Origin of the sequence: Alteromonas gracilis, assembly GCF_036870955.2 — a bacterium.
GTDB lineage: Bacteria > Pseudomonadota > Gammaproteobacteria > Enterobacterales > Alteromonadaceae > Alteromonas > Alteromonas gracilis_A.
The window spans coordinates 2,717,527-2,742,921 of record NZ_CP145482.2; the positions used below are offsets into that span (position 1 = coordinate 2,717,527).

At 41.8% G+C, this 25,395-nt stretch carries 25 protein-coding genes and 2 pseudogenes; 23 read left to right on the top strand and 4 right to left on the bottom strand.

Translation table 11 applies throughout. The features are described from left to right. Positions 1-26 precede the first annotated feature (26 nt). From V6N89_RS13130 to V6N89_RS13150, 5 genes are all read left to right on the top strand, one after another. Positions 27-626 carry a hypothetical protein gene (locus V6N89_RS13130; protein ID WP_338517952.1) on the top strand — a complete coding sequence of 200 codons (600 nt, stop codon included), beginning with the start codon at positions 27-29 and terminating at the stop codon, positions 624-626. After that, positions 623-1,492, top strand: a complete 870-nt coding sequence (locus V6N89_RS13135) for an SDR family oxidoreductase (RefSeq protein WP_338517954.1) — start codon at positions 623-625, stop codon at positions 1,490-1,492. Before V6N89_RS13130 ends, V6N89_RS13135 begins: the two co-directional genes overlap by 4 nt. Beyond that, positions 1,489-2,064, top strand: a complete 576-nt coding sequence (locus V6N89_RS13140) for an NAD(P)H-dependent oxidoreductase (protein ID WP_346992795.1) — start codon at positions 1,489-1,491, stop codon at positions 2,062-2,064. Before V6N89_RS13135 ends, V6N89_RS13140 begins: the two co-directional genes overlap by 4 nt. A gap of 147 nt (positions 2,065-2,211) precedes the next feature. Then, positions 2,212-3,372, top strand: a complete 1,161-nt coding sequence (locus tag V6N89_RS13145) for a serine hydrolase domain-containing protein (protein ID WP_338517959.1) — start codon at positions 2,212-2,214, stop codon at positions 3,370-3,372. Further along, positions 3,362-4,591, top strand: a complete 1,230-nt coding sequence (locus V6N89_RS13150; protein ID WP_346992796.1) for a hypothetical protein — start codon at positions 3,362-3,364, stop codon at positions 4,589-4,591. The genes V6N89_RS13145 and V6N89_RS13150 overlap by 11 nt, the downstream gene beginning before the upstream one ends. Before the next feature lie 287 nt (positions 4,592-4,878). Here V6N89_RS13150 and V6N89_RS13155 read toward each other — a convergent pair whose 3' ends face one another. After that, complete coding sequence (locus V6N89_RS13155; protein ID WP_338517964.1) at positions 4,879-5,862, bottom strand: LysR family transcriptional regulator; 984 nt, start codon at positions 5,860-5,862, stop codon at positions 4,879-4,881. Positions 5,863-5,982: 120 nt separating this feature from the next. Here V6N89_RS13155 and V6N89_RS13160 point away from each other — a divergent pair, with 120 nt between their 5' ends. The 4 genes and pseudogenes from V6N89_RS13160 to V6N89_RS13175 all read left to right on the top strand — a co-directional run bounded on the left by V6N89_RS13160 (position 5,983) and on the right by V6N89_RS13175 (position 8,655). Beyond that, positions 5,983-6,339, top strand: coding sequence for a nuclear transport factor 2 family protein (locus V6N89_RS13160; RefSeq protein ID WP_338517966.1), 357 nt, complete (start codon positions 5,983-5,985; stop codon positions 6,337-6,339). Positions 6,340-6,359: 20 nt separating this feature from the next. After that, a pseudogene (locus V6N89_RS13165) lies at positions 6,360-6,934 on the top strand (NADPH-dependent FMN reductase). A gap of 66 nt (positions 6,935-7,000) precedes the next feature. Continuing rightward, the gene (locus V6N89_RS13170; RefSeq protein ID WP_338517967.1) at positions 7,001-7,900 is read left to right on the top strand and encodes a DMT family transporter; all 900 of its coding nucleotides are present in this window, start codon (positions 7,001-7,003) and stop codon (positions 7,898-7,900) included. A 209-nt stretch (positions 7,901-8,109) separates the two neighbouring features. Continuing rightward, positions 8,110-8,655: a hypothetical protein gene (locus tag V6N89_RS13175; protein ID WP_338517969.1), complete on the top strand. Its 546-nt coding sequence runs from the start codon at positions 8,110-8,112 to the stop codon at positions 8,653-8,655. 195 nt (positions 8,656-8,850) lie between these two features. Here the strand turns inward: V6N89_RS13175 and tnpC are convergent. After that, a pseudogene (gene tnpC, locus V6N89_RS13180) lies at positions 8,851-9,905 on the bottom strand (IS66 family transposase); the annotation flags it as partial. Positions 9,906-9,930: 25 nt separating this feature from the next. On the opposite strand from tnpC, the gene V6N89_RS13185 reads away from it, so the two are divergent. The 6 genes from V6N89_RS13185 to V6N89_RS13210 all read left to right on the top strand — a co-directional run bounded on the left by V6N89_RS13185 (position 9,931) and on the right by V6N89_RS13210 (position 15,750). Further along, on the top strand, positions 9,931-10,605 hold the full coding sequence (locus V6N89_RS13185; RefSeq protein WP_338517970.1) for a hypothetical protein: 675 nt from the start codon (positions 9,931-9,933) through the stop codon (positions 10,603-10,605). A gap of 458 nt (positions 10,606-11,063) precedes the next feature. Next, positions 11,064-11,324: a hypothetical protein gene (locus V6N89_RS13190; protein ID WP_338517972.1), complete on the top strand. Its 261-nt coding sequence runs from the start codon at positions 11,064-11,066 to the stop codon at positions 11,322-11,324. 78 nt (positions 11,325-11,402) lie between these two features. Next, positions 11,403-11,627 carry a hypothetical protein gene (locus tag V6N89_RS13195; RefSeq protein ID WP_338517973.1) on the top strand — a complete coding sequence of 75 codons (225 nt, stop codon included), beginning with the start codon at positions 11,403-11,405 and terminating at the stop codon, positions 11,625-11,627. Between the two features lie 89 nt (positions 11,628-11,716). Then, positions 11,717-12,412, top strand: a complete 696-nt coding sequence (locus V6N89_RS13200) for a hypothetical protein (protein WP_338517975.1) — start codon at positions 11,717-11,719, stop codon at positions 12,410-12,412. 4 nt (positions 12,413-12,416) lie between these two features. Next, the gene (locus V6N89_RS13205) at positions 12,417-13,451 is read left to right on the top strand and encodes a hypothetical protein (RefSeq protein ID WP_338517976.1); all 1,035 of its coding nucleotides are present in this window, start codon (positions 12,417-12,419) and stop codon (positions 13,449-13,451) included. A 445-nt stretch (positions 13,452-13,896) separates the two neighbouring features. Beyond that, positions 13,897-15,750, top strand: a complete 1,854-nt coding sequence (locus tag V6N89_RS13210; protein WP_346992797.1) for a hypothetical protein — start codon at positions 13,897-13,899, stop codon at positions 15,748-15,750. Positions 15,751-15,948: 198 nt separating this feature from the next. On the opposite strand, the gene V6N89_RS13215 is transcribed toward V6N89_RS13210, so the two are convergent. Then, complete coding sequence (locus tag V6N89_RS13215) at positions 15,949-16,350, bottom strand: hypothetical protein (RefSeq protein WP_338517980.1); 402 nt, start codon at positions 16,348-16,350, stop codon at positions 15,949-15,951. Positions 16,351-17,025: 675 nt separating this feature from the next. Here V6N89_RS13215 and V6N89_RS13220 point away from each other — a divergent pair. The 8 genes from V6N89_RS13220 (at position 17,026) to V6N89_RS13255 (ending at position 24,097) form a co-directional block, all read left to right on the top strand. Continuing rightward, positions 17,026-17,289 (top strand): hypothetical protein, encoded by a 264-nt coding sequence (locus tag V6N89_RS13220; RefSeq protein ID WP_338517981.1) that lies wholly within the window; start codon positions 17,026-17,028, stop codon positions 17,287-17,289. A 1,603-nt stretch (positions 17,290-18,892) separates the two neighbouring features. After that, entirely contained in the window at positions 18,893-19,933 is a 1,041-nt protein-coding gene (locus V6N89_RS13225; RefSeq protein ID WP_338517982.1) for a phage major capsid protein, read from the top strand. 62 nt (positions 19,934-19,995) lie between these two features. Beyond that, positions 19,996-20,346, top strand: a complete 351-nt coding sequence (locus V6N89_RS13230; protein WP_338517983.1) for a hypothetical protein — start codon at positions 19,996-19,998, stop codon at positions 20,344-20,346. 766 nt (positions 20,347-21,112) lie between these two features. Further along, entirely contained in the window at positions 21,113-21,526 is a 414-nt protein-coding gene (locus V6N89_RS13235) for a hypothetical protein (RefSeq protein WP_338517985.1), read from the top strand. Further along, positions 21,523-22,035 carry a ribonuclease H family protein gene (locus V6N89_RS13240; protein WP_338517986.1) on the top strand — a complete coding sequence of 171 codons (513 nt, stop codon included), beginning with the start codon at positions 21,523-21,525 and terminating at the stop codon, positions 22,033-22,035. Before V6N89_RS13235 ends, V6N89_RS13240 begins: the two co-directional genes overlap by 4 nt. Positions 22,036-22,214: 179 nt before the next feature. Next, positions 22,215-22,424, top strand: coding sequence for a hypothetical protein (locus tag V6N89_RS13245; RefSeq protein WP_338517988.1), 210 nt, complete (start codon positions 22,215-22,217; stop codon positions 22,422-22,424). A 542-nt stretch (positions 22,425-22,966) separates the two neighbouring features. Further along, positions 22,967-23,476, top strand: coding sequence for a terminase small subunit (locus V6N89_RS13250; protein ID WP_338517989.1), 510 nt, complete (start codon positions 22,967-22,969; stop codon positions 23,474-23,476). Between the two features lie 306 nt (positions 23,477-23,782). Further along, positions 23,783-24,097, top strand: coding sequence for a hypothetical protein (locus tag V6N89_RS13255; RefSeq protein ID WP_338517991.1), 315 nt, complete (start codon positions 23,783-23,785; stop codon positions 24,095-24,097). Positions 24,098-24,336: 239 nt separating this feature from the next. On the opposite strand, the gene V6N89_RS13260 is transcribed toward V6N89_RS13255, so the two are convergent. After that, entirely contained in the window at positions 24,337-25,380 is a 1,044-nt protein-coding gene (locus V6N89_RS13260) for a tyrosine-type recombinase/integrase (RefSeq protein ID WP_338517993.1), read from the bottom strand. Positions 25,381-25,395: the final 15 nt, after the last annotated feature.

Consider the following 25,395-nt stretch of genomic DNA (forward strand, 5'->3'; position numbering starts at 1 on the left):
ATTATTAACATATTGAGGAACTTACTATGCTAAGCCGTAACGAACTAATTACTTCAACTCCACGCATTGGAATCAAAGGTCATTGGGACAAATTCATTGGTCCAGGCGCAAGCATGGCTGAAAACCTAGTGGCTCTTGTTCCTGCTGTAGTATTTGGCGGGTTTGTAGTGGCAATGGCCTTTTATCAAAATGCGGATTGGCACTTAGGTCTATATTTTGCGGCGTGTTTTCTAGCATTTGATATGGTAGGCGGTATCGCCACCACGGCAACGAGGGCGGCAAAAACCTGGTATCACAGACCAGAACAGAATTGGCAACAGCACCTTAAGTTTATCGTTCCACATACTGCTCATCTAGCGTTGTTTGGTTGGTTGTTTGTTGGTGACAATCTTCTGTTTTTTGCTGTTTTTTTAAAGCTTCTTCTGATTGGTAGCGTGGTAATTCTTAGCTCAAGTTTAAGAATTAGACGCAGCATTGCTCATCTTTTGGTTTTTGTCGCAGTGATATTAGGTCAGCTTGATTTTGATATTGATCCGCTGATGCTTTGGTTTATTCCTGCGCTCTTCATCAAGCTGTTTGCAAGCTACCTTCCTGCTGACGGGTTCCAAGAGAGGGATAGCAAATGAAAAACATCGCGGTAGTGGGAGCCACAGGCTATCTGGGGGTATTTATTTGTCAATCTCTGCGAGAGCAGGGATATAAAGTTCGGTGTCTCGCACGTTCAGAAAAGAAGCTTATTGATGAAGGTATTTCGCCTGAGTCAATTCGAGTAGTCGACTTCACTTCACCTAGCTCACTGGAGGGACAACTTGTCGACATCGACTGCGTTATTTCATGTCTGGGGATTACCCGGCAGAAGGATGGGCTCAGCTATATGGATGTTGATTATCAGTGCAACGCAAATGTACTTGATGAAGCTGTGCGAGCAGACGTTAAAAAGTTCATCTATGTATCCGTCTTTCGAGGCGAACTTTTAAAAGACGTCGATCTGTGTAATGCGAAAGAACATTTCGTCGATTACTTAAAGCAGTCCGGCTTAGCGCATTGCGTCGTTAGGCCAACTGGCTTTTTTTCAGATATGCAGGAGTTTTTAGATATGGCGCGAAAAGGTCGTGTCTATCTTTTCGGGGATGGCTCAAAAAAGCTCAACCCTATTCATGGTAAAGATTTGGCTGATGTCATCGTTGATAGCATCAATAAGGGTGAGGCAGTTATGGAGGTTGGAGGTCCACAAGTTTTTAGCCACAAGGAAATTTCAGAGCTGGCTTTCGATTCGTTGGGAATTAACCATAAAACTGCGCTCATTCCAGATTGTTTTCGGAGATTGGTACTGTGGGCAGGTAAACGACTTCTCTCTGAATCGACATTTGGCCCTGTCGAATTCTTTTTAACTGTTATGGCGCATGACATGGTTGCACCAAGTCACGGGCACCGAACGTTGGCAGAGTACTTTGAGCAACTAAATACCAAAAGCGCGGAGATAAATTTATGAGCAAAAAAATATTGATTGTAAACGCTAATCCTAAAACAGAAAGTTTGTGTAAGGCGTTAAGTGAAAAATATGCGGAAGTAGCTGGTGAGAGAAATGATGTGCGTATCCTTCACTTAAACGAGCTAGATTTTCAAATTGATTTAAAAGAGGGATACGACGAAGTTATTCCGCTAGAATGGAGTCTAGAATTTTTCCAAAAAGAACTTACCTGGGCAGAACATGTTGTGATTGTTTCACCTGTGTGGTGGGGAAGTATGCTTACTAAGTTTAAAGGCCTGATTGACAGAACATTTTTGTCAGGTTTTGCCTTTAAGTATGTGAAAGGTAAAACCATACCTAAAAAGCTGTTAAAAGGACGCACATCAGAGATGATCATTACGATGGACACGCCGCCATTTTGGTATAAATGGATGCAAGGAAATGTGATTTATCATCAACTGAAAGAAACAATTTTATCTTTTGCAGGTATTAAGAATGTATCTAAACAGTACTTTGGACCAGTCATAAGTGCTTCTGAAAAGCAGGTACAAAAGTGGTTTATACAGACTGAAAAGTTGGCAAGAAAACATTAAAACTTTTGCTACTTTACTAACAGAAAGAGCGGCCTTGGTTATTTGGGCTGTTTAATTCCTGCTCATTCGGGAATGATCTTTAACTACAATGGAAAGGTGAGTTAGTAGTTTATGTTTATCTTTGAATCGAATTTTGGGTGAAACTATATGATGAACGTCCTTATGTCTTATGTTCTTTTGCTATTGGTAGCTTTTAATGTCCAAGCTAACGACTGGAGAGAGGCTCGAATTGAAGTACAAACTCTGTTCAATAACGCACTATCAGAAGATGATATTTACAACGCGTCTTGGGCAATTTACTCACCTTCAAAAAAGATTGATTGGCACTTTTCTGGTGGACAGTTTAGTAGTGGAGAAAAGGTTACCGGAGCTAATCCATTTTACACTGCGAGTATAGGTAAAACATTTACTTCGACAGCTATTGCCATGCTTTATGAGCGAGGCTATTTAAAGCTGACTGACGAAGTTACCAATTATCTACCAAAAGAGGTAGTTAGCGGATTACATCTGTTTGAGGGGAAGGACTACTCCAGCGAGATAACTATAGAGCAATTATTGCAGCATACCTCAGGTCTACCGGATTATTTTGGGGATGAAACGTATGATGACCTTCCAAATGCAACAGCCTTATTGTTTGCAGAAACAGACAGGATGTGGACGCCAGTAGAATTACTGAACATATCAAAGAAAAGTATGAGGCCGCATTTTAAGCCAGGGGCAAGCTATCGATACAGTGAAAATGGCTACGTGTTGCTAGGCTTAATAGTTGAACAGGTTAGCGGGCTCCGTTTGCATGACTTTTTTCAACAACATATTTTTACGCCATTGAATATGAACAATACATATATGCATTTGCGAGCTAAGCCTAGATTTGCCACAAAGAAAATGTCGGAGGTCTACGTTCAAAATACCAATATATCTACGTTTAAAAGCTTGAGCTTGGATTGGGCTGGTGGTGGATTAGTCTCAACAGCAAGAGATCTGAATAGATTTCAAATGGCACTGCATACCTTTCAGCTGGTAACAGCCGAAACCTTGGAAAAAATGCAGCAATGGATACCAGAAAGCAAAGGCCTTTATTACGGTTTTGGCTTACGTAAAGTGAGTAGCGCGGAAAGGTTTTCATCGAACTTCAACCTCAACATGATTGGACACACGGGAAGTACATCTTCGTTTATGTTTTATTGCCCTGACTTAGATATCTATTTGTCAGGCACATTTAATCAGATCAATCAGGCACAAAAATCTATAACCGCTCCATTCTCCATATTAACCTATTTACAAGGGGATGAATCAAATGAAAAGTAAACTCGTTCTTGCGTTAATTCTTATATCTAACGTTGTCTTGGCGCAGGGCAGTCGTACGGAACAATGGAGATCAGACTTAACAAGCTATCATCAGACATTGGAGCAAAACCATATAGATTTGTATCACCAAATCAACAGAGCTGAGCTTGAGAAGGAGCTCGATACAATTCATGACGCTATTGAGCATTTATCGGACTGGGCTATTGCAACAAGGCTTATGAAGCTCACGCGACGAATTGGCGATGGTCATACTGCCGTTTCCCTTGCTAATTGGGACACCCATGCGTTCCCAATAGGCGTAGAAAAAATCAGTAATCAATGGCGGCTCGTTAAAGTACCTACAGATCAAAGTAAAATGTTGGGAGCGAGCATTGAAACAATCGATGGGGTAAAAATCTCTGATATTGAGCAAACGCTGTCGCATGTCGCTCAATATGTTGAAAACTCTTATTCTGAAGTCGTTCGAATAGGAAGCTATATGCCAATTGGTGAATTGCTTCATGCGTTGAGCATTACCAAGTCACCCAAAAAAGCTGTATTTGGGTTACGGACAATTGAAGGGAAAGAGTTGAATCTGACATTGCCAGCTATATCCAAAACTGAACTAGAGCAGCGCAAATATAAGTACTTAAACGTTACTAGTGAAGCTATTGTTAAGCCTCAAGATGCTGATTTCGAATACTTGTGGTATGCGCCCATTAAAGATACAAAAGCCACTTACATTCGGTTTGACAGCTATCCAAGATTCGAAGAAATGGTGCCTTTTGCTGAAAAATTATTTATGTACACCACTCAAAATCAAAGTGAGCAACTGGTTATTGATTTGAGACACAACGGTGGTGGCGATCTTTATATTGGTTTGGTGTTAGCTAATGCACTAAACCTCGTTGATACGGTCAATTGGAAAAATGGAGTATACGTATTAACAAGTGGTGTTACTTTCTCTGTAGGTGCGAGCAATGCAGCGCTGTTTCGCCAGTTACTTAACGCAACAATAGTTGGCACACCAACAGGCTCAAATCCAACAGGTTACCAAGACATGGGCGAGTTTGTTTTACCTAATTCAAAGCTGCGTATTACTTATTCAAAACGTCTGTTCAGACTTCAAGAAACGTCGACTAATGGTGTTGTACCAGATATCCTAGTTAACCCTGAATGGAATGCGTATGCAAAAGGGGTCGACAATGTGCTAGAGGAAGTGATCAACAAACTTAATTGATCGTAGCTACTGAGTGGGAACTTCCTCTCGCATACTTGGCGGTTAGCTTAACTATGTATGCGAATCGTAAAAATAAGAGAGCCTTAAAACGTTACTTTTCGACAAGCGCAAAGACCCCTTCTACCGAGGAGGGCTTTGCGCTTAGCACTAAATAGCGTGGAGGGAGATTTCACGCTAGTTGTAACGCCAATTTCCTGATGATGTCAATTAGCGTAAGTAACGTAGGAAAACCCCTTCAGGATATAGAGTAATGTGTTGGAAATTGTTGAAAATCTAAAGCAAAGACACTATGCGTAAAGCTGTTTCCATTTCTCCCAGCTTGGCTCATCACCTCCAAAATGATCGACAAGGAATTCTAAGAAGACCTTTACCTTTTTAGGCACAAACTTTCTGTCGGGATAAACAGCGAATAAGTCTTTTGATGGCATTGTGTAATCAGTTAAAACCGGAGTGAGCGATCTGTCTAGAATGAGGCTGCTAGCTAAGAAAGTGGGCAGCCTTGCCAGCCCTGCGCTTTCAATCGCTGCGTTAACTAGTGCATCACTCACATTTGTTACAAAGTTTCCATTAATTTTGATTATTTCTTTTTTAGATTGTTTCATGAAAACCCACTCAACGATATTTGTGTGATGAGCGTACAATAGGCAGTTATGGTCCATTAGAGCCGTAGGAACGGAGGGTATACCTTTTTCTTTCAAGTAGGTTTCTGATCCACATACAACGCTATTTAGGGAGGCTAACTTCTTCGCAATATACGTTGAATCAGGCAAATCACCTGTTTGAAGTGCTAAGTCAAAGCCCTCACCAATAAGGTCTTTTTTAGTGTCACTCAATACTAAATCTACGCTCATACTCGGATACATTCGCAAGAACTCCGGAAGGATTGACGATACTTGAGATATACCAAATGACGTTGGGACATTAACCCTAAGATTACCCTCAGGAGAAACCTGTAATGCCTTTATCTCTCTTTCTGCATCACTTATGACTTCAAGGCTTGATAGCCCTGCTTGATAATATCGATTGCCCGCTTCAGTTAGGGTTAGCTTCCTAGTTGTCCTATGTAAAAGCTTAATGCCGAGACTCTCCTCTAGCTGGTTCACCCGTTTACTAACAGCTGACTTTGTAATGTTCAAGCGTTCAGCCGCTTTTGAAAAGCTCCCACATTTTACAACTTCGATGAAAAAAGGCAGGGCATTTAAAAGTGAATTGGTTGCAGATTGTGTAGTTATACTCAACATAGCGTTTATCAAGGTGCTGTTTATGTACATTAAGTATACAGTTTAAACTGTATAAAACTCAATTGAGATATTTAGTTCCTGTAGGCATAGGTAGTAAGAACAGAGGAATATCTTTGTTTGACAGTTTTTAAACAACCACTGGAGATAGCCATGAGCAAACACGAATTGATTATTGATCTTTATAAAAATGCTGTAGACAAAAAAGATGCTAATTATCTAGCAACATTATTAACTGAGAACGTAAGATTTCGTATTGGAAATCATGATGAAATTGTAGGATTAGATAGTGTCATCGATGCTAATAAGAGCTTTTTTACGACAATCGATACAATGAGCCATACCATCGAGAAAATAATGGTCGAAGGTGACTACTCCGTATGTCACGGGCATGTCGATTATAAGCGTTTGGATGGAAGTCATACTTCTTCTATGTTTGCTACTGTCGTCAAATACAAAGGAGATAAGATCTCAGATTATTTGGTTTTCGCTGATTTATCTGCTTTATAACTTTCGAACTGGAGAATAACATGAAATCAAGCATCAAAATAGTCGCACTTTCTGGTTCAATCCGCAGTGGTTCTAACAGTTCAAAACTCATTAACGCGTTCAGGTTAGAAGCCGAAAAGAATGAAGTAAACGTCAAAATTGTAGACCTTTCTCAATATGAGCTGCCGATTTATAACGAGGACTTAGAGACTCAGGGGGGCTTCAAGAAAACGCTAAACTTCTGAAATCAATCGTGACCGAGGCTGATGCAATAGTGATTGCAACACCTGAGTACAATGGACACGTCCCACCACTCTTGGTAAATACGTTTTGCTGGCTATCCAGAGCCGAAAACAATGAAGCTCCATGTGATGTATTTAACGGTAAAGTAGCCGCAATATTGGCATCTTCTCCAGGTGGTTTTGGTGGCATTCGTGTTATACCTCGCCTTAAAGACATGCTTACAGAGCTGGGCTGCACCTTGTTGTCAAACTCGATTAGCGTACCCGCCGCACATGAAGCATTTCTTGAAAGTGGTGAGCTAAAAAGTGAAGAGACAACGAAGCGTATTCACGCGCTTTTAAAGGCGTTACAAGCTCTTGCACCTCTGTCTTAACTTATCATGTAACAATCCAAGCCACAGTAGGGATACGATAACTGTGGTTTGGATTTAGGGGATACAATGTCTAACTACATTAAACTTTGGGTGATGGGGTGTTTTTTGGCTGTATCAGTCATTTTGGCAAAGCTCTTAATGCAATTTGGCATCCACCCCATTCACCTTGCGATGCTTCAATCGATTGGAAGTGCTATTTTTATCGCAGCTTTTGGCCTTAGAGGCGCACTGAAAAGCCTTAAAGCGAATATGTCTTACTATATTTGGGCATCATTATTGGGATTTACGGTTCCTCAATTGGTAGTGTTCTATTCTGTAGAGCATGTGGGTGTAGGCGTCGTGTCCCTTGCTTATGCTTTCCCACTTATACTTACCTATTTTTTGAGCTCTGCTTTCTCAAAAGTGAAAATGCAGGCAAAACCTGTCTTTTTCCTATTTTGTGCGTTTAGTGGCTCATTGTTATTTCTTTACAAACCTGACGTAATAAATATCAGCCAAGAACACCTTATATGGTTATTACTGCTCAGTACTGCGCCTTTGGTTATAAGTTTTGCAAACATTTATCGCAGTAGCTATTGGCCCCAAAACGTTCCTACACATCACGTTGCACTGCTGACAAATGTCATGTCATTTTTAAGCTATGGCTTATTTGCTGTATTTAAATCACCTGAACTGCCAGAGTTGAGTGAGATTGAACTTGCGCACTATACTTCGATATTTGCCTTAATGATCATCGCCTCAATAGGCCAGTATTTACTATTCTCTTTACAGAAGGTTTCAACTCCCGCTTTTGTCGGGCAAACAGGGAGTATTACAGCATTTTGTGGGGGCATCCTAGGCTTTCTTATATTTGGAGAGAGCTATCAGGTGTCGACACTTATAGGGTCAATGCTGATATTGTTTGGCGTTGCCAAATTTAGCCAATATCAAATTGGCCAGCAAAGCATCGTCGAACGGAATAGTTAAAGCATCAGGTTTAGTGCAAAAATACCTTGCTAGTTTACTATCCTCAATCGAGATTATATGTCTGACTTGGTTGTATGTGTGTCATATATGTCTTCTAGAGCATGGATATACTCTTTTAATCTAGTGTTGCATGTATTTTTATGGCGTGACTCAATCATGAACATGTGTACAGCAATTAGTTGTTAACTTTAAAAATGAGATTGTTAATCATGAGATATAAGCATGTCGTATTTATTTTGCCTTTACTATCATTACCCTTAGGTTTGAACGCTGAACCACTAACAAACAATCAGGGAAGTATTCCCTATAGTCAAAATAAAGCTGCGGGTTATTCGGTTTCAAAACCTGAAAATTTTGTGCTTGGTGAAAGTGTTGAATATATTAAAAAAGAGGCATTAAAGGTCTGTAAGTCGATAGAAGAGAGAGAGATTGCTCCTATTACAGGTCCTCTTGCTAAACTAAGCCAAAACCAAATTGATTGTGAAGGCCTCTACTATGCCGGAAAACCAAGGTCTGTTGAGTTGGTTTTTCAAGATGATCAATTAGATTTGATTTGGATCTTAATTCCTGAACTTGAAAAAGAACATATCAACAATGCAATGACTAAAACATACGGTGCGCCTACTATGGTTATAGATTACGGTGCAATTTATTTGCAAGTGAACGCAGCGGTAAGAAATAAGCCATCTGAGGTTTTATTTGCCTCTTCTAGGCAGACTAAAGTAATGCTTAAAAAGCTTAAGGAAGAAAATTAAAAGCCAATAAAAAGATGCATAAAATTTGATGGTTGGCTAGAGCTTTTAGTTGTAGTCATTCATACTGAGAATCTTATCCTAGTTAGTTCGGGCACCACTTATATTTATTACTGGTAGCATAGAAATAAAGTGATTTTCATTCCGCCATTCAAGTCGAGAATTATCAGGCTTTTGGTAAGCTTCCGGTAATCCCACCTAGCGCTTAGCAAACAACCATGGTATCAGTTGCTCAACACCAACGTTAGGCTTGCTCAGTTCATCAAGACAAGCCATCACATACTCGAACACATTGAGGTCGTTGGCCTTTGCCGTTTCGATGATGCTGTAGAGCATTGCACTGGCGTTTGCACCTGTAGCGGTTTGGCTAAATAGCCAGTTCTTTCTGCCTATGACGAACGGCTTAATCGCGCGCTCAGCGCGATTATTATCGATATTTAGTTGGCCGTCTAGCGTGTAACGCGCTAGCTTTTCCCATTGGTTCAAGCAGTATTGTATCGCTTCACCTAATTTAGTTTTCGGTAACACTTGTTGAACTGATTTCATTAGCCATGCGTGAAGCTGATTGAGCAACGGTAGGCTCTTTTCTTTTCTTGTCTGGTGAGATAGCGCACCTCCACCGTTCTATCTTTTAACTGGGTTTCGATGCGGTAGAGTTTTTGGATGTGATTGAGTGCCCAGTCTGCTTTGTCACTGCCTTTTTTACCCGCACCTTTTTTGGCTTCCATAAACTTACGATGTGCATGGGCCCAGCAACCGATAAGGGTCGCTTGCGTTTGCTCGTAACCTTGATAGCCATCCACTTGTAAGTAGCCGTTATAGCCATTAAGGAAGTCTACTGCGCATTGCCCAGCGCGACTATTGTGATAATTGTACAACACGATATTAGGTGTCTCGGTATCGGGGATACTACCGCTAGGTGAGTCAGCGCCACTGGCGTACAGCCACATATAACTATTCACTTTTTCAGAATCAACGACTTTCAGCGTGGTTTCATCCGCCGCGATAACGGGTTGTTTTAGCAGATGTTGATGAAGCTGTTCATAAAGCGGTTTAAACAACTCAGCGCAGCGGATTATCCAGTCAGCCATCGTCTTACGGCTTAATTCGATACCATGCTGCTTAAACATAGCTTCTTGGCGATAAAGCGGTAAGCCATATTGGTATTTGCTGGTGATAATTTGGGCTAACAAGCTTGGGGTGGCGTAACCTTTTGGGAACACTGATAAGGGGTTTATTTTACTCACATCACAAGGCATCAGAGAAGCTGAGTTTCTGTTGAATAGAGAGCTGCATCTTCGTTCTGATTCGAGCAGAGTCAATGAGCGAAATCTTATACATGACCTTTCAGTACAAATAGTGATTTTGGATTTAGCGAAACGTCAACAGATTACCGGATTCGCATCAGAGAAAGACCTCGCGATACTGCTTGAAAATCGGGGCAACAATCCGCGATTGGTCGATGGATTAGTTGTAGATGCTGACACAGGATGCACTGTCGCCATTGAGATGGAGACATCAAATGCAAAGAATAAGGGTAACGGCAAGCTCCGAGAGGGCATCCTCACAAAATATCTACAAGAGCTTGAAGACACTGATGGCTTATATGAGTTTGTTTACATGTATAGCCACAGGCAGCGCTTTTTGACTCAGATCGAAAAGGCTCATTCGAAGTTGTTTTCAGCTAATCGCTCACAGTTCTCTCGTGATCAACAAGCCCTGCTATCGAGCCGCATTAAGTTTAAAGCACAAGAGTGTAATGTGATTTACGAACTCATGTTCAACAGTAAACGCCAGCTAGGCGACGATAAGTTAGAGCTAGTTAGGAAAGATTCGTATCTGCAACAGTTGGAGGAACTTGAAAAGCTAGCTCACACCACTGAAGACAGAGTTGTTCAAATCCGCCGTGACGGATTCATAGAAGCAGGAAAGCTAATGGGGTTGATCGAATAACAAGCACTCTGTTTGACCTGTAGGGAGCCTGATGGCTCCCTTTTTGTGTCCTCTCTTGCTTCGACAACAAACGCCAATCGCGATGATTATTGCTCATCATCTACAGCCAGCACCTCTTGGCTGGCTGCGAACCGTGGCAAAAGCGCAGTCGAGGTTTACCGCACTTTCAATATTATTCCCATATAACTGAAGAATATGGCTAAAGAAAGTAAGACTGTGGTTCTGCATACATAAATAGATAGTCACCGCCCTGGATAAATTTCCGTTTACAGCGCTTTGTGTATCCCTTTCTGCCAGAATTTTTCTGAAGAATGAAGCTGCTGATAAATTAGATGAATGGCTAGCAGAGATTCGAGCTACCAGGGCCTATAGCAGCACGTTACGAAAGTTGGTAGATAAAAGAATAATTCCCCTATAAAGCTCCTAGTTAGTTACAGGACTAACTAGGAGGAAAATAAATGAGAATATACTATGAAAGCCTTTTTAACGCGTGCCTGAAACTTAGCGGGAAGTGGGTGTCGCTGAGCAATGCAATAATTGCTATTGCGACAGTCAATACACTCTGGAACGTTGCATTTCTGTTACTGGATTATCCAGAATTCATAGAATACCAAGCCCTTTCAATCAGACTTTACCTGATTTCTTTCGGGTGTCTTGGGGTTGCGCTGGCTTTGGGGCTAGTAGCATATGTAATTATGCGTAAGTTAGAAAGCGAATAATATTGAGCACCCGCGAGGGTGCTTTTTTTATAGATATTAAAGTGTAACCTCATGAGGCGTTGAGTAGGTTTATTAAGAGTGGATATTGTGCAAGTAGGCAAACCAAAATTTTCAGGGAAGCAAATCAAAAAAGCGGGGAAGTTCTTAGCTTTTGGAGACTATGAGGATAACAGCACGTTCAACCATTGCTTTGATGTTTTAGTTTTCTGGAGAAGCGAGCATTCCGACTCATTAGAAATTGCCTTCACTTTATTGCAAAAGGTAGTGTTCCCTATAGAAAAAGGACGCTATCGCCCTATTTAAAATCACACGCCCCTTCTAGTCTTGTCTCCTTCCTATTGAAACTCTTTTGCTTTATCTGTATAAAAATAAATCAAAAAAGGATTTTGATCATGCAGGTAAAGCTCTTCGTAATACTTACAACGTTCTTGTGCTGTGTACTTATAACCCCTGTTCACGGACAGGACATTATCGAAGTTTCAAAGAGTGACTTCCATGAAAAATATGCGGATAACGTTGATGTTAGTGGATCAGTTTTGGCCGCATCCTACGTTCCTGGAAGCCTAAAATATGCATCACCTGATCAGCTATATGTATATATCCCAGAATACAGACCGTTTTTAAATATCGTACTGTCCAGTATCGATGGGAAATATAGTGCTGACGCCTCGTTTGAATTATCAGCAAAACAAACAGGCTGGATTCAGATCAAGCTCCCAACTGAGTATCAGAGCGAATATAAGAAGTACCTCCCCAATAGGCTAGTAGCCTTTTCATTTGCCGATAATACCGACATGTTTGGCAATTATATTCAAGAGGTGTTTCCGACCAGTTGGGGAACACCTGCTTCAAATAGATTTACGCTCTTGGTTAACAGTGCTGGCAGTAACCCAAACATCACATTTAAAGATAACAAAGGCAATTTGGTAACAGAGGACTGTCAAAGTATTCGTGAGAAGTTCACGAGAGTATTCAACTACACCTGTAGCCTCAGCGATCACGCTGTAGACATCGCCACAACTTTCACTTTTAGCCCTGATTATCAAAGTAGTGGTAAAGACTACATAATCTGGCCGATTGGTGAGTAAACAAATGAACTCGCCTCGCCGAACAGAATTGGACGTAGAAGAATTATTAAAAGAACTAAACGTTAAAAACCTCTATAAGCCAGCATTAATACTGGGCTTATTAGCAGTTATTGCGATAGTTTTTTTTATTACCATTTTGATTCACGCAATTTTTACTAAACTCGACGCTAATACTGAATATTCAATAAACGTTGCTACTCAAGTAGTGCAATATGAACCTAACGATTCGGCAATTCCAACTGTTAACTTGCCCTCATTTTCTGTTATTAAAGGCTCTAGCCAATGTCGGGGAATTGAAGAGAATGATTGGATAAAAAATGGAGAGTTAACATTCTACGAAAATAGCCATGTGATTTTTCGTGTACATAAAGAAAATGAAATAAAGTTAAGCCTAGAGCCACTAATTGAAAACACCAGGATTGCTCAGCTTATTTCTCCTAAGGGGCGCTGCGTTCTCAAAGAAAAATTCGCATTAACTATGCGCCTAACTGAAGCTGAGCCAGATTTTATTAGTATTCTGGTAGGTAAAGTGACATTAGGTAAAACGCTGAGTTACGCCACCGAAACGATGCCAGCCCTATTACAAAACGGTAGTGTCGAAGTAAAAGATTATAGTTTCTGGTTTGAAGATCCTATTAGCTTGTCGTCCATTACATTGAGTATGGGAGATACTGTACTGCTCCCCGCTGATGAGAGAAACGCCGCAACTGGACTGCTGACAATTAGCCAGGACGAAAATGCGTTCACAGGTGTATTTAATAAGAAAGGCGGGGAAGTAAGAATCACTAAACCTTTCGCTTCAAATCAAGGCAACCCGATCTCCGTTAGTTTCTTTGAACGCCTTTATAACGACAATGCACTCACAATTACACTAAGTGTTAGTTTTATCGTAATACAAGCCTTGATGTTCCTGATAACAACATTAATCAGACTCACATATATCCCCAAAAATTCAGATTTAGAAAAATCTCATTCCGTCCCCAGCAAGGGCGAAGAAGCTTTAGATGATATGGACACCACTAATGAAAAAACTAACTAAGACACTGACTCTGCTATCGATACTGTTTTCAATTCCAGCTTTCGCATCAGACGCATATGTCAGAACTCCGCACCAAGAAGGTCAAGGCATACTGCGACCCATTGGTGATAGTTGTTTTCTATACACTCCCGCCCACGTGGTCACCCGTGCCCAAGGCGTATTGATAGAAACTCGATTAAGGAAAAAACTACAGGGAGAGTTAATCAATACCTACCCTCAAGATTTAGCTCTTGTAAAACTGAAAGATTCCTCTGCCTGTGAAGAAAGTGGTTGGAATGGAGGAGGTGAACGCGTTGATGCAATATTGGATGTTATATCTAGTGGTAGGTTGAACTACAAACATCAGCAAGGCCGTTTAGAGGTATTTGATTTAGAGATTACTAATAAGGCCGTTGATACAACGTTTAACATTAAATTAAAGGATGGTAAGAAGTTTCGGAAAGGAATGAGCGGATCAATAATAACTGTCGGCGATTATCCAATTGGAATGCTGCTATCTGTAGAGGGGGATATAGGTACTGTGCTCAGGATGGACACAATGGCAGATCTATCCAGAAGAGTAATTCTCAGATATGCAACTGATCTAGAAAGAATTGAAATGGGAGATACAAAAGTCAGAAGTGAAAGTAACATTGCTACAGAACCACAAAAACCTGTCGGAATAGAAAACGCTCCCCCCAAACAAACATATGAAAAAAGAGAACAAGTATTCAATGGTCGTATTTCTGAGGGTAAAACTACAGACCACAAAATTCTCGCTCGTGGCAATACTGCATACCGTATAATCGGACAACCACAACGAGATAGCGTAGATATAAGGCTTGAATTTCTCGATGACGCTGGTAATCGCTTATTCTCTGAAACTCATAGAACGAGTAACAAATTAGACTGGGGAGTCGGTGTAACATCGCCAGGAGAATATACCTTGAGAGTTATCGGTACAAGCTATGCCGGACAATACTCGCTTGATGTCAAAACTATTGCGACTCCTGAAGAGCTTACTTCTCCCAGCAATATTGTTGGCACTAACGATTCTGTCCGCGGCTTTATTTCCAATGGGACTTTTGCTGACTACAAAATTCTCGCTCGTGGTAATACTGCATACCGTATAATCGGACAACCACAACGAGATAGCGTAGATATAAGGCTTGAATTTCTCGATGACGCTGGTAATCGCTTATTCTCTGAAACTCATAGAACGAGTAACAAATTAGACTGGGGAGTCGGTGTAACATCGCCAGGAGAATATACCTTGAGAGTTATCGGTACGAGCTATGCCGGACAATACTCGCTTGATGTCAAAACTATTGCGACTCCTGAAGAGCTTACTTCTCCCAGCAATATTGTTGGCACTAACGATTCTGTCCGCGGCTTTATTTCCAATGGGACTTTTGCTGACTACAAAATTCTCGCTCGTGGTAATACTGCATACCGTATAATCGGACAACCACAACGAGATAGCGTAGATATAAGACTTGAATTTCTCGATGACGCTGGTAATCGCTTATTCTCTGACACTCATAGAACGAGTAACAAATTAGACTGGGGAGTCGGTGTAACATCGCCAGGAGAATATACCTTGAGAGTTATCGGTACAAGCTATGCCGGACAATACTCGCTTGATGTCAAAACTATTGCGACTCCTGAAGAGCTTACTTCTCCCAGCAATATTGTTGGCACTAACGATTCTGTCCGCGGCTTTATTTCCAATGGGACTTTTGCTGACTACAAAATTCTCGCTCGTGGTAATACTGCATACCGTATAATCGGACAACCACAACGAGATAGCGTAGATATAAGGCTTGAATTTCTCGATGACGCTGGTAATCGCTTATTCTCTGAAACTCATAGAACGAGTAACAAATTAGACTGGGGAGTCGGTGTAACATCGCCAGGAGAATATACCTTGAGAGTTATCGGTACAAGCTATGCCGGACAATACTCGCTTGATGTCAAAACTATTGCGACTCCTGAAGAGCTTACTTCTCCCAGCAATATTGTTGGCACTAACGATTCTGTCCGCGGCTTTATTTCCAATGGGACTTTTGCTGATTACAAAATTCTCGCTCGTGGCAATACTGCATACCGTATAATCGGACAACCACAACGAGATAGCGTAGATATAAGGCTTGAATTTCTCGATGACGCAGGTAATCGCTTATTCTCTGAGACTCATAGAACGAGTAACAAATTAGACTGGGGAGTGCGTGTAACATCACCAGGAAAATATACCCTAAGAGTTATCGGTACAAGCTATGCTGGTCAATACAATTTAGAATTTGTAGAAAGTAGTCATTGATACTGACTTTGCTGATGTTTGCAGAGATAGTGGGGAAACTATCCACTAAAACACTAACAATTTAGTTAAAGTTGACATGTGCTCATTATTAATTTTAGCTCTTATGATACAAGTTACTTTTTACTACAATATTTCCCATGCTAACAATGTAATCATATCAATAAATCTAAGTATGTAAAAAGGGCTGCAAAGCAGCCCTCAGAGTTTTTCGATATGCTCACCCCATTCATCAATAGCTTCCACTGAGAAGTAGCGTTGCTTCGACAACCCAAACACATTTTCAAATTTGTATTCGTCTGCTTCTTCAGAATTAATGAAGTTAGTAATCTGAACTTCGAAAAGCAGAAACAACAAGCATCTTTCGCCAGGGTCGAAATACTTCTTCCTAAATTCTTCAGGTAGTTGTTCCTTAAGCCCATCCGACAGAACAAATCCGTTGGTGACAAACATTTCATTCTTATGTTCGTAGATATAGTCCAGGGTTTCTGGATTGAAATACCAGCAAACACGAAATTTGTCAGGCCATTCGGTACGTGTACTGCGTTTGAACTGATGAATAAACGTGATTTGCAGATCAGTGTTATTTGTCTTCTTTTTCATAGTTAAGTCCTTAGTTAGTAAACCTCAGAGATAACTAGTTTCGTACAAGGAGAAATTACCTAATTTAGACCTGCATACATTTCGAATACCTACAAAATAGACCTATTGGATTGCAAGTTTAATCTTGAGAACAATGATGTGAATTGTAAGACTAACGACTACTGTATAATGTGACAATTATGGGACAGTTTTGGGATGCTCATTTCGCGAGCAATCAACGAGAGGGGTAAGTCATTGAAAAACAGGAGAAGTTGGTCGGTGTGAGAGGATTTGAACCTCCGACCCCTGACACCCCATGACAGTGCGCTAAATGCGATTACAGGTCCATATAAATCAATAACTTAGAAAAATTATGTGGACCTAAAGGTGGACCTTTCGGTGGACCTAAAGTTATTTTATTCCATACGTCTAACCGCTCATAATTTGCACAGCTAGATATAACCCTTAAGCTAGCTACGTAAAAAAATTTAGGCTTAATACAAGGGATATTTCGGGCTAAACCCTTAGGCCTCCTCTCTAAGTCACCACACATAACGATCCACAAGGTCCCACTTGTAGGATTATCCTAAATAAAACAATAAGTTAACTCATTGACACCCATCTTATACTTTAGTTATTTTATCCCACGTAGCTACGTAACCTTATGTTTTCAATGAAGTAACGAGATAAACCACAATGGACTTAAAACAAATCGACTTGATCCTAGATAATAATCTTTTAGCTTACCTATCGGACCACGCTAAGGACGACCTAATGGAAACCTTATTAGCGTCTAACGAAATAAAGCTACCCGAAGAACTAGACGGGTTATGTGTCGAAGCAATCCATAATTTAGACCCAAGGGAACTAGGTTTACATACGTGGCGCTTCGCTATGGAATCGGAAGTAGATAAAAACAGGCCCTACATTCATTTCTTAGGCGATTTCTACGTTAGTTAATACGTTTCCCTACCTGATACGTTAAGTAAGCTTTAGGGGCCTTAAACGGCCCTTTTTATCGCGTTAATTACCCCACAAATCTTAAAAAAAATAAAAATACCTACAGCCCAGTAAATACGGGGCTTTCCGCAGAGTTCCCTACACTTAGGAGAGAGGTACCTTAGGTAAGCGACTTAAAGGCCCTACCCTGTAGAAAAAATCAAAGTATCTACAGGCCAGTAAATACGGGGGTTCCGCGTAGTTGTCCTCGTATAGGAGAGAGGTACCCAAGATAAGCAACCTAAAGGCCCTACCCTATAGAAAAAATAAAAACGCCTACAGCCCAGTAAATACGGGGCTTTCCGCAGAGTTCATGCCGTATAGGAGAGAAGGATTCGTAAAGTGAATTACCTTAGGTTTAACTTAAGATAAAAATCAAAGTACCTCTAGGCCAGTAAATACGGGGCTTTGCGTAGAGTTGTGTCCGTATAGGAGAGAGGTAGCCAAAGTAAGCTACCTAAAGGCCCTACCCTATAGAAAAAATCAAAGTACCTCTACGCCAATGAATACAGGGGTTTACGTAGAGTTGGGACAACCTAGAAGAAAGGTACCTTAGGAAAGCGACTTAAAGGCCCTACCCTGTAGAAAAAATCAAATTACCTCTAGGCCAATAAATACGGGACTTTCAGCAGAGTTGTTGGCGTATAGGAGAGAGGTACCCAAGATAAGCAACCTAAAGGCCCTACCCTATAGAAAAAATAGAAACGCTCGAAACCCAGTAAATACGGGGCTTTCCGCAGAGTTCCCGCAGTATAGGAGAGAGATACCCAAAGTAATCAGCCTTGAAGTCACATGCTACGGAAAAAACAAAAGTACCTCTAGGCCAGTAAATACGGGGTTTTCCGCGAAGTTGTCGCCGTATAGGAGAGAAGGCCCCCATAGAACCACCTAACACAATCTCTTTTTTTAACGAATTTGCAGCAACGTTAAGCAAACATCAGCACTAAGGAAACTTAATGAACAACCTAATACCGCACCGTGGTAATTACGGGGAATCCCGGACCCGTATAACACTTAACGCAGACCGGGAAACTTACGACCTAATTCTAGCCACACAGCGTCACATAGAGCAGTTAACAGAACTCCCCCGAGTCTAACCGCAGCTATGACCTATCTAATTAAAAACGGTGCTAAGGCTACGAATATCAAACCTTAAGGACCAACCATGGAGAAATCAAAACGGAAACCGTCCCTTAAAACCAACGTTTACCCGGCGTCTAACCTAAAGCATTACCAAATGCTTACAACGCCTAGGTACCAAGGAATGCTTCAAAAGGCACGTCTAAACAAACACAACGACTACCTAATGAAAGCTCGAAAGAAAGTCTAATAGACCCCCACAACAACAATTAGGAAGCCTAAGCGTTTCCGAAAACCAACAATTAGGACTAATACACGGTCCGCTAACAATCTAGGGCACTAAGCCCACACCAAAACCCTTTTAAATCACCTCAAAACTAACCTGTATTCAATCTTTAGGGCCTACCTAAGGCATACCTACAGCCCTAGCCCTTAAAACCTCTTATGAATACTTAAAGTTAATATTTTACCAATAGGAAATTCTATGAACGAACAACTTCAAACCGCATACCAAGCGCGTAACCTTCAAGACCTTATCGAAAACGCTAAACCAGAGCAGATCCCAAAGTTCGACGATAAAGGCGATTACAAAGGAATGCGTACAACACCACCCGCAGTCCTAAAGTTTGGCCTTGATGATTCGATTGTTACCAAGGAAGAACTAGCCGCCCTACCCGAGGACCTTAAACGCCACGTTCGAACCGCTATGATGGATACCGCGAATAGTTCAGACTTAACAGGCACAACACCACGCAATAGCTTTACTTGGCGTCATGTCATTGTATCAGCGAACGTCTTACGTAAAGCGGGTATGTCTATCGATACTAGCGGTACCTTCGAGGGTAAACCTTTCATTGGTGGTTTCGAAACGCAAGTAGCTACTGAATGGTTAGGGGAAAACGCAGAGATACCCGAGTCTAGCCCGGCTACCGTTAATTTCCCTTATGAAATCCATAGTATCGGTGCATTTACTGTAGTAAGTCGTCGTCTACTTAAGCTAGTCCCGGGTTTTATCCCACAACTACAGATCGCACAAGCTAACGCCATCAAAGAAGCTACCGAAATAGCTTTTATCAAGGGAGACCCTGACGTTAACCCAAACCAACCAAAAGGCTTACTGAACCTAGTAGAGAACGCCTTTAGTGGTGCTGGTCAGACTGGTCGCTTGATTACATCCAACGTCTTATATGAACTTGAAACCAATGGTTTAGACCTGTCTGAAATATCAATGATTATGTCCCCTGATGTAGCGCGGAAATTCCGCCATGAGATTGATCTATCCATATTCCCAACGTTAGATGTGAATAAATTGGGGGTATCTAAACACATGCCGAACGGTACACTTGTAGGTGGTCGTTTTAGTGATTTCGTGGGCGTAACAGGTAAGGAAATTGAGTTCCTAGCGCATACCTACACACCTAAGGGTGAACCCGAAGCAGGTAAAACGCGTGTACGCTCTATTTTCGACGTTGATTGCCTTCTATTGAATCAAGATAGCTTCGTGAAGGTTACGAATATCGGTTAACCCAAAGGTAGCCCTAAGGTTTAACTTTGGGGCTAAACCTTTCATTACTTAAGGATGATTCAATGATAATAGATAAATTGACCTCACTAATACCTAACGGTGAGAACCTACAGGTAGCTTTAAATGAAATCCGTGGGGCGTTCTTTATAGAACGTAGCGACGGTCGTGTAGCTATCGACGGTTTAGGCAACTATACGCCGTTTATCGTTACCGAAAATACTAAAGACTGGCTTAGAAGGGCCTACGAGTTAAAACCTAGAGAAGCGGAACGAGCCTATAGACTTCTAATATCTAGGATCCGTAGGTACCTCGAAGAAAAGCGTTACTACGAGGACGCAAAGGACCGTAGGAAACGTAGTAGCTTTTTAGGACGTTCAGACTTCGAGCAATGGAAGGCGGATAACTTTAGGTAACGAAAGACAAGGTATCTTTAGGATCCTTTGGGTTGGGGGTAATAATTTGCAAAAATACCCCTCCACCTTTAGGTGCAGCGTCTTACTACTTTAGGTCCTTTTAGGCCCACCTTTAGGATCCCTTATATATTACAAGACAAATAAAACGTCTTATTACTTTAGGCCCTTTTAGGCTTACCTTAGGTCCCCTTATATATTGCCAGACAAATTACCTGTCTTACTTACCTTGAGGTCTATCGGGCCTACCTAAAGTCCCCCATAAATATTACCAGACAAATAAAAGTTACCCCCTAAAACACCAATATGGATATAGAAGTAATCGAGGAATCCATTAGGGTTAACGATTGTTACTACCTTGGACAAAGCGCCAACGAAAAGCGTAAAGGTAGGCCCCCCTTACCGTCATTAACCCTCTTTCCAACCAACCCGAACAAACCTATAGAACCCCCGAGGGCAACCCTACGGTTTGGCTAGACGATTTAATAACCGGGGCAATACGAGCCTTTAACGAGAAGGATTTACACCGAGGCCATAACAAGAACTACGTGAGTTTCCGCAAGGTCTGTTACGTCTTGTTTTGCCTTGAAGGTAATTTGACGTCCACCCGCATTAGGTACGCCTTAGGTATATCTAGGGATATGTCGTGGCGCTTACTAAAGGTAATAGCCTTCTTAGCCCCGAGTATCGAAAGAAGCCTAAAGGCCACCCAAAGAATTCACAGCTATCAGTTACCCCTGAGGTTCTAAATAATCGCAAGGATTAACAAATGACTAACTACAACAACTTAATGAAGAAATACGAAAACGAATACTACTGCCCAAAGAATACCGATGGGATCCACGTCCTAGTCAATCATGCCGCGTGGAGTGAACTAAAAGGCCGCCACCACGACGGCGCACTAGTACACATAGAAAGTTACGATAAAACAGGCGAAAAGCTCCTTTTAACGATGACTAAGGGGTCAATACGTCTTTTCAATAATCGCCTTAAATTGGCCTTTAAACTTAGCGGAGAATGGGAAAAATCCTTAGCGGACGATGGGGGTTTCTTAGTGTTTGACCCTAAGGACTTACCTAAGGTTACCGAAGCGTTCCAAATCAAACGTAAACAACAACGTAAACCGTTAAGTGAGGAACGAAAGGAACAACTAAGAGCGCAGCTAGCGAGGATCAAACGATGAACGCAAAAGTAAATACAATTTTATCGTACCGTTTACCTACCCAAATCTACGTAGACGGTGCCTGTAGAAATAACCCCGGCCCCCTTGGGTGTGGGCTGGTGGTTTTACAATACGGTGAGCCTACTCTTAAACAATACGGTTTGTATGACGGGAACGGAACGAATAACCAAGCGGAACTAAAGGCCCTTAAGGAAGCTTTGAAGGTAGCGCAAGGTATCGTAAAGGAAGGTAACCCGGTGGAAATCCTAAGCGATTCAGAGTATGCCCTTAATGCTGTCTTTAAATGGTCTGACAATTGGAGCCGTAACGGTTGGCGAACTACTAGTAAAAAGCCTGTACAAAACGCGACTTTGATTAAGGAATGTATTGAACTATTAGGCCCACTAAAGGGAATGATTCAGATTAACCACATCGAAGGACATTCCGGGAACTTAGGGAACGAACTAGCGGACCAATTAGCTAACCTAACGATAGACGAACAGGAAACCGAATGGGTAACCCTTAGTTAATTTCCATAAGCATTTTTTAATAGCCCCCCTACCTTCCACCTATAGCCCCCTTTAGTAATATTAACTCTACTCAGTTTGTACCCGTAGACCGCTTAAGGACTGGCAGAGGGGGAAACGTAACGTTCCGAACAGTACGTAAAGTGTTAGCCGAAACGCGTAAACGTAACGGGTCTTACTTCATGGGTACCACCCGCGACGGTAGACCGATGATTTACCAGCGTTACGCCAAAGGTAAAGTTAAGGCGGCCTTTATAGGCATTAAGAACGCCGACTATGATAAACAGATAGACTTTAACGGTACGATACAGCGTTACGTAAACCTTAAGTACGAGCGGGCGCTACTACGTAACTTAGACAAGTACCTACCCCCGAGCGATAACGAAAGATAGCCCCCGAGTCTATACTTTTTGTACCCCCGGGCTATCTAAGTAAACCCCCACGTAAGCAAAGCGAAGACCCCGAGTTAAACCCCAACGCATACAAAGCGAGAACCCCCAAGTAAAACCCGTATTAACCCCTAAAGGCACCCGAAAGGACACCGTAAGGAGTGTAACGGCATTCTATTCGATTTACCCAACGTAACCCGGCGTAAACCTAGCGCGGATTGTCAGATATTCCGCCCAAAGTATACGCCCTTGTTTCCCCACGTTAGGAAGTCGAAAGAATAGACGAGCGTAAAACCGCGTAGAAGGCCCCCTAAGGGCCTACAAATGCGACCAAAGGCAAACGGATTGCCACAGCCGCCAGAAGCGCACAGGAGGGCATAGCGGCGCAAATAGAGCGTATGACGACTACGAGGTAGCCGAACCGTCCTACCTTACGGGTCCTTTCTAGGGGTTTCACCGTGGGTAATTCGCGCCCCGGGGTTTCAATTGTGGGAGGGGTTTTTGAAGCACTTTCTTTTTATTATAACCAAAAGGAATAACAACCTATGATAGTAAACTTAGAGCAACTAGCCGATATACTAGGCGTAAGCCTACCGACCTTAAGAACTATGGTTAAAAAAGGTATGCCGTACCTTGAGGAGGGGTCTAAAGGTGTACCTTGGGAATTCGATAGCGCCGTGGTTATCGCGTGGCTACTAGCTAAAGAACGCGAAGACAACCAGCCGCAGCCCGAAGATCAAGACCCTAACGCCAACACCGCGAAAGAACTACAGCGCCGAAAGCTACAGGCAGAAACCGAGATAGTCGAAATAGAACTAGCCAAAAAGAAAGGCTTAGTAGTCCTTATCGAAGACGCCGTAGCGTGTATTAGCGATTCAGTAGCAACCGTCCGCGCCCAACTCTTAAACCTACCGCGCCGAGCCGCGCCCCTAGTCGTAGGGGAAACCGACGAAGGGACCGTAAAGGACACCCTAGAGCATGAAGTTGACGAAATCTTACAAGAACTACGTAAAGGGGCTATTGGGAGAGCCGACGAACTTACAAATAGCGATTAACCAAGCGATAGCCCACCTATTGGAAAGCTATGAATATTATTGATATATACGTTTTATGAACGATTCCGCAATATAAGGGTCATACTTACAGATAACACTGGATTCTAAGCAAATAGTCGTGTAGACATAGGTAACTTAAAGGATGTACAAGCATCCTTAATCGTAAGTTCGAATTAAGACATCCTAAAAAGTAGATTGGCCTAAAGAACAATAGTAGTGTAGGCTAAATAGTATACGATGTAGATTGACATATTGAAGCTGCTCTGGGAGAATGCGCGTCCGGATTTTTAAGGAGTAGTTTCAGTAATGGATTTGGATATCAGGGATCTTTATCAACGGTTATTCCGAGTTGCAAACGAATTTCTTGCGTTGTCAATGAGTTTATCAATAAAGGATCTACAAGATCATGATCCTTCTGTATCAGAGATAGCTAAAGCGGCAACCATGCTTGCTGCACTAATGGATGAGTTAGCTGATGATGAATACAGTGAAAAAAGGATAGCTATGAATGCGGCTCAAGCAGCCCTTTTTATGCGTCAAATAGCTATAGCCGTGAGAAAAGACGACCAAGAATTACTGGATAGGTCAATTGCTGATCTAGAAAACATTAATTTTGTTTAAATTAATAATAAGAGTTCCATTAAGGCAACCATATTTAAAATTTTCACTCTTGCAGGAGTTACAAACATGAAAAATACTAAGCTTACAACGGAAAGAAAGCAGTTCATTATAAAGCAAGCTCATAAATGTCTTGATGTGATCGAAACAAATATGAGTATTATCAAAGCAAGTTACAAAAAGAAAGCTGCTTAATTAGCAACAATTCTTGACTAAAGGCCGCATCCATGTGGCCTTTTTTATTATCTAACCCAAGGTCCCAAAACCTTAGCTTTGTGTACCTTCTCTATGTAGGGCCATAGCTCCCCCGTGTGCTTATACTGACTGTAAAGGTCATACGTAAGGGATAACCTCTTATGGCCCGCAAGGATAGCCGCAAGGTGTTCGGGGCACCCTATTTCCTCTAAGGCAGTCGAAAAGTTTTTCCTTAGACTATGGATACTAGCCTTATACCCTTCGACCTTACTAAAGGTACCCGTTATTTTACTTATACGGCTAGAAATACTATTAACGTGGGTTTCGTTGCGTACCTCAGGGAATAACTGAATATCCCCCTCAGACCGCTTTAAGGCGTCTTCTAATAAAGGTTCTATGATAGGGCTTACTGGTAACACTCTTTTCGCGTTACCCGTCTTACCCTTTCGTATCTCGATAAGGTATCTACCGTCTTTCTTTAGGACCTGTTCACGCTTGGCTAAAGCTAATTCGCTAAGGCGGCACCCAAGGAACGGTAGTAATCGCATTAGGTAATACGTGGCGTAAGCGTAAGGGTATGTATCGGTCTTTAACGTTTTTAAGGTTGTTTGCTCTAGTAATGCCTTTCCTTCATCGTTAGTTAGGATCCTAAAGTGTTCGGGTTCGCTCTTGGTTAACGAGGGTTCTACCTTTGCGTCTTTCCATACGTTAGACCCGTCGAACTTTTCCCGGGCTAATCCCCAACGCCATACCTCAGCGATTTTAGACTTATAGTGAACTACAGTGGCTTGCGAACGACCTTCATTAAGTAACGTGTCTATAAACATTTGAGCTATACCGGGCGATATGTTCCCCGGGTAGTCGTCAGCTTCTAGGTAGTCGATAAGTTTAGTCTTAGTGGTCGTAACCGTACTTATATACTTTTGCGGTTTCTTGTCTTTGTTGGCCTTTAGCCAATCGTCGAATAATTCGGATATAGATATTTTGTATTCATCGGGAACGTTACCAGTAAAGACAGCTTTATAGGCTTCCTCATGTGCCTTATCGCTCTTAAAGGTATTGTTTTCAGGATCCGCCGCGTAGGTAAACATGTTTTCCGTACCGTT

What these genes read in the sequence shown, in the direction of transcription:
- V6N89_RS13130 (WP_338517952.1), top strand. Translation starts at nt 27, where the DNA reads ATGCTAAGCCGTAACGAACTAATTACTTCAACTCCACGCATTGGAATC.
- V6N89_RS13135 (WP_338517954.1), top strand. Translation starts at nt 623, where the DNA reads ATGAAAAACATCGCGGTAGTGGGAGCCACAGGCTATCTGGGGGTATTT.
- V6N89_RS13140 (WP_346992795.1), top strand. Translation starts at nt 1,489, where the DNA reads ATGAGCAAAAAAATATTGATTGTAAACGCTAATCCTAAAACAGAAAGT.
- V6N89_RS13145 (WP_338517959.1), top strand. Translation starts at nt 2,212, where the DNA reads ATGATGAACGTCCTTATGTCTTATGTTCTTTTGCTATTGGTAGCTTTT.
- V6N89_RS13150 (WP_346992796.1), top strand. Translation starts at nt 3,362, where the DNA reads ATGAAAAGTAAACTCGTTCTTGCGTTAATTCTTATATCTAACGTTGTC.
- V6N89_RS13155 (WP_338517964.1), bottom strand. Translation starts at nt 5,862, where the DNA reads ATGTACATAAACAGCACCTTGATAAACGCTATGTTGAGTATAACTACA.
- V6N89_RS13160 (WP_338517966.1), top strand. Translation starts at nt 5,983, where the DNA reads ATGAGCAAACACGAATTGATTATTGATCTTTATAAAAATGCTGTAGAC.
- V6N89_RS13170 (WP_338517967.1), top strand. Translation starts at nt 7,001, where the DNA reads ATGTCTAACTACATTAAACTTTGGGTGATGGGGTGTTTTTTGGCTGTA.
- V6N89_RS13175 (WP_338517969.1), top strand. Translation starts at nt 8,110, where the DNA reads ATGAGATATAAGCATGTCGTATTTATTTTGCCTTTACTATCATTACCC.
- V6N89_RS13190 (WP_338517972.1), top strand. Translation starts at nt 11,064, where the DNA reads ATGAGAATATACTATGAAAGCCTTTTTAACGCGTGCCTGAAACTTAGC.
- V6N89_RS13200 (WP_338517975.1), top strand. Translation starts at nt 11,717, where the DNA reads ATGCAGGTAAAGCTCTTCGTAATACTTACAACGTTCTTGTGCTGTGTA.
- V6N89_RS13205 (WP_338517976.1), top strand. Translation starts at nt 12,417, where the DNA reads ATGAACTCGCCTCGCCGAACAGAATTGGACGTAGAAGAATTATTAAAA.
- V6N89_RS13210 (WP_346992797.1), top strand. Translation starts at nt 13,897, where the DNA reads ATGAGCGGATCAATAATAACTGTCGGCGATTATCCAATTGGAATGCTG.
- V6N89_RS13215 (WP_338517980.1), bottom strand. Translation starts at nt 16,350, where the DNA reads ATGAAAAAGAAGACAAATAACACTGATCTGCAAATCACGTTTATTCAT.
- V6N89_RS13220 (WP_338517981.1), top strand. Translation starts at nt 17,026, where the DNA reads ATGGACTTAAAACAAATCGACTTGATCCTAGATAATAATCTTTTAGCT.
- V6N89_RS13225 (WP_338517982.1), top strand. Translation starts at nt 18,893, where the DNA reads ATGAACGAACAACTTCAAACCGCATACCAAGCGCGTAACCTTCAAGAC.
- V6N89_RS13230 (WP_338517983.1), top strand. Translation starts at nt 19,996, where the DNA reads ATGATAATAGATAAATTGACCTCACTAATACCTAACGGTGAGAACCTA.
- V6N89_RS13235 (WP_338517985.1), top strand. Translation starts at nt 21,113, where the DNA reads ATGACTAACTACAACAACTTAATGAAGAAATACGAAAACGAATACTAC.
- V6N89_RS13240 (WP_338517986.1), top strand. Translation starts at nt 21,523, where the DNA reads ATGAACGCAAAAGTAAATACAATTTTATCGTACCGTTTACCTACCCAA.
- V6N89_RS13245 (WP_338517988.1), top strand. Translation starts at nt 22,215, where the DNA reads ATGGGTACCACCCGCGACGGTAGACCGATGATTTACCAGCGTTACGCC.
- V6N89_RS13250 (WP_338517989.1), top strand. Translation starts at nt 22,967, where the DNA reads ATGATAGTAAACTTAGAGCAACTAGCCGATATACTAGGCGTAAGCCTA.
- V6N89_RS13255 (WP_338517991.1), top strand. Translation starts at nt 23,783, where the DNA reads ATGGATTTGGATATCAGGGATCTTTATCAACGGTTATTCCGAGTTGCA.
- V6N89_RS13260 (WP_338517993.1), bottom strand. Translation starts at nt 25,380, where the DNA reads ATGTTTACCTACGCGGCGGATCCTGAAAACAATACCTTTAAGAGCGAT.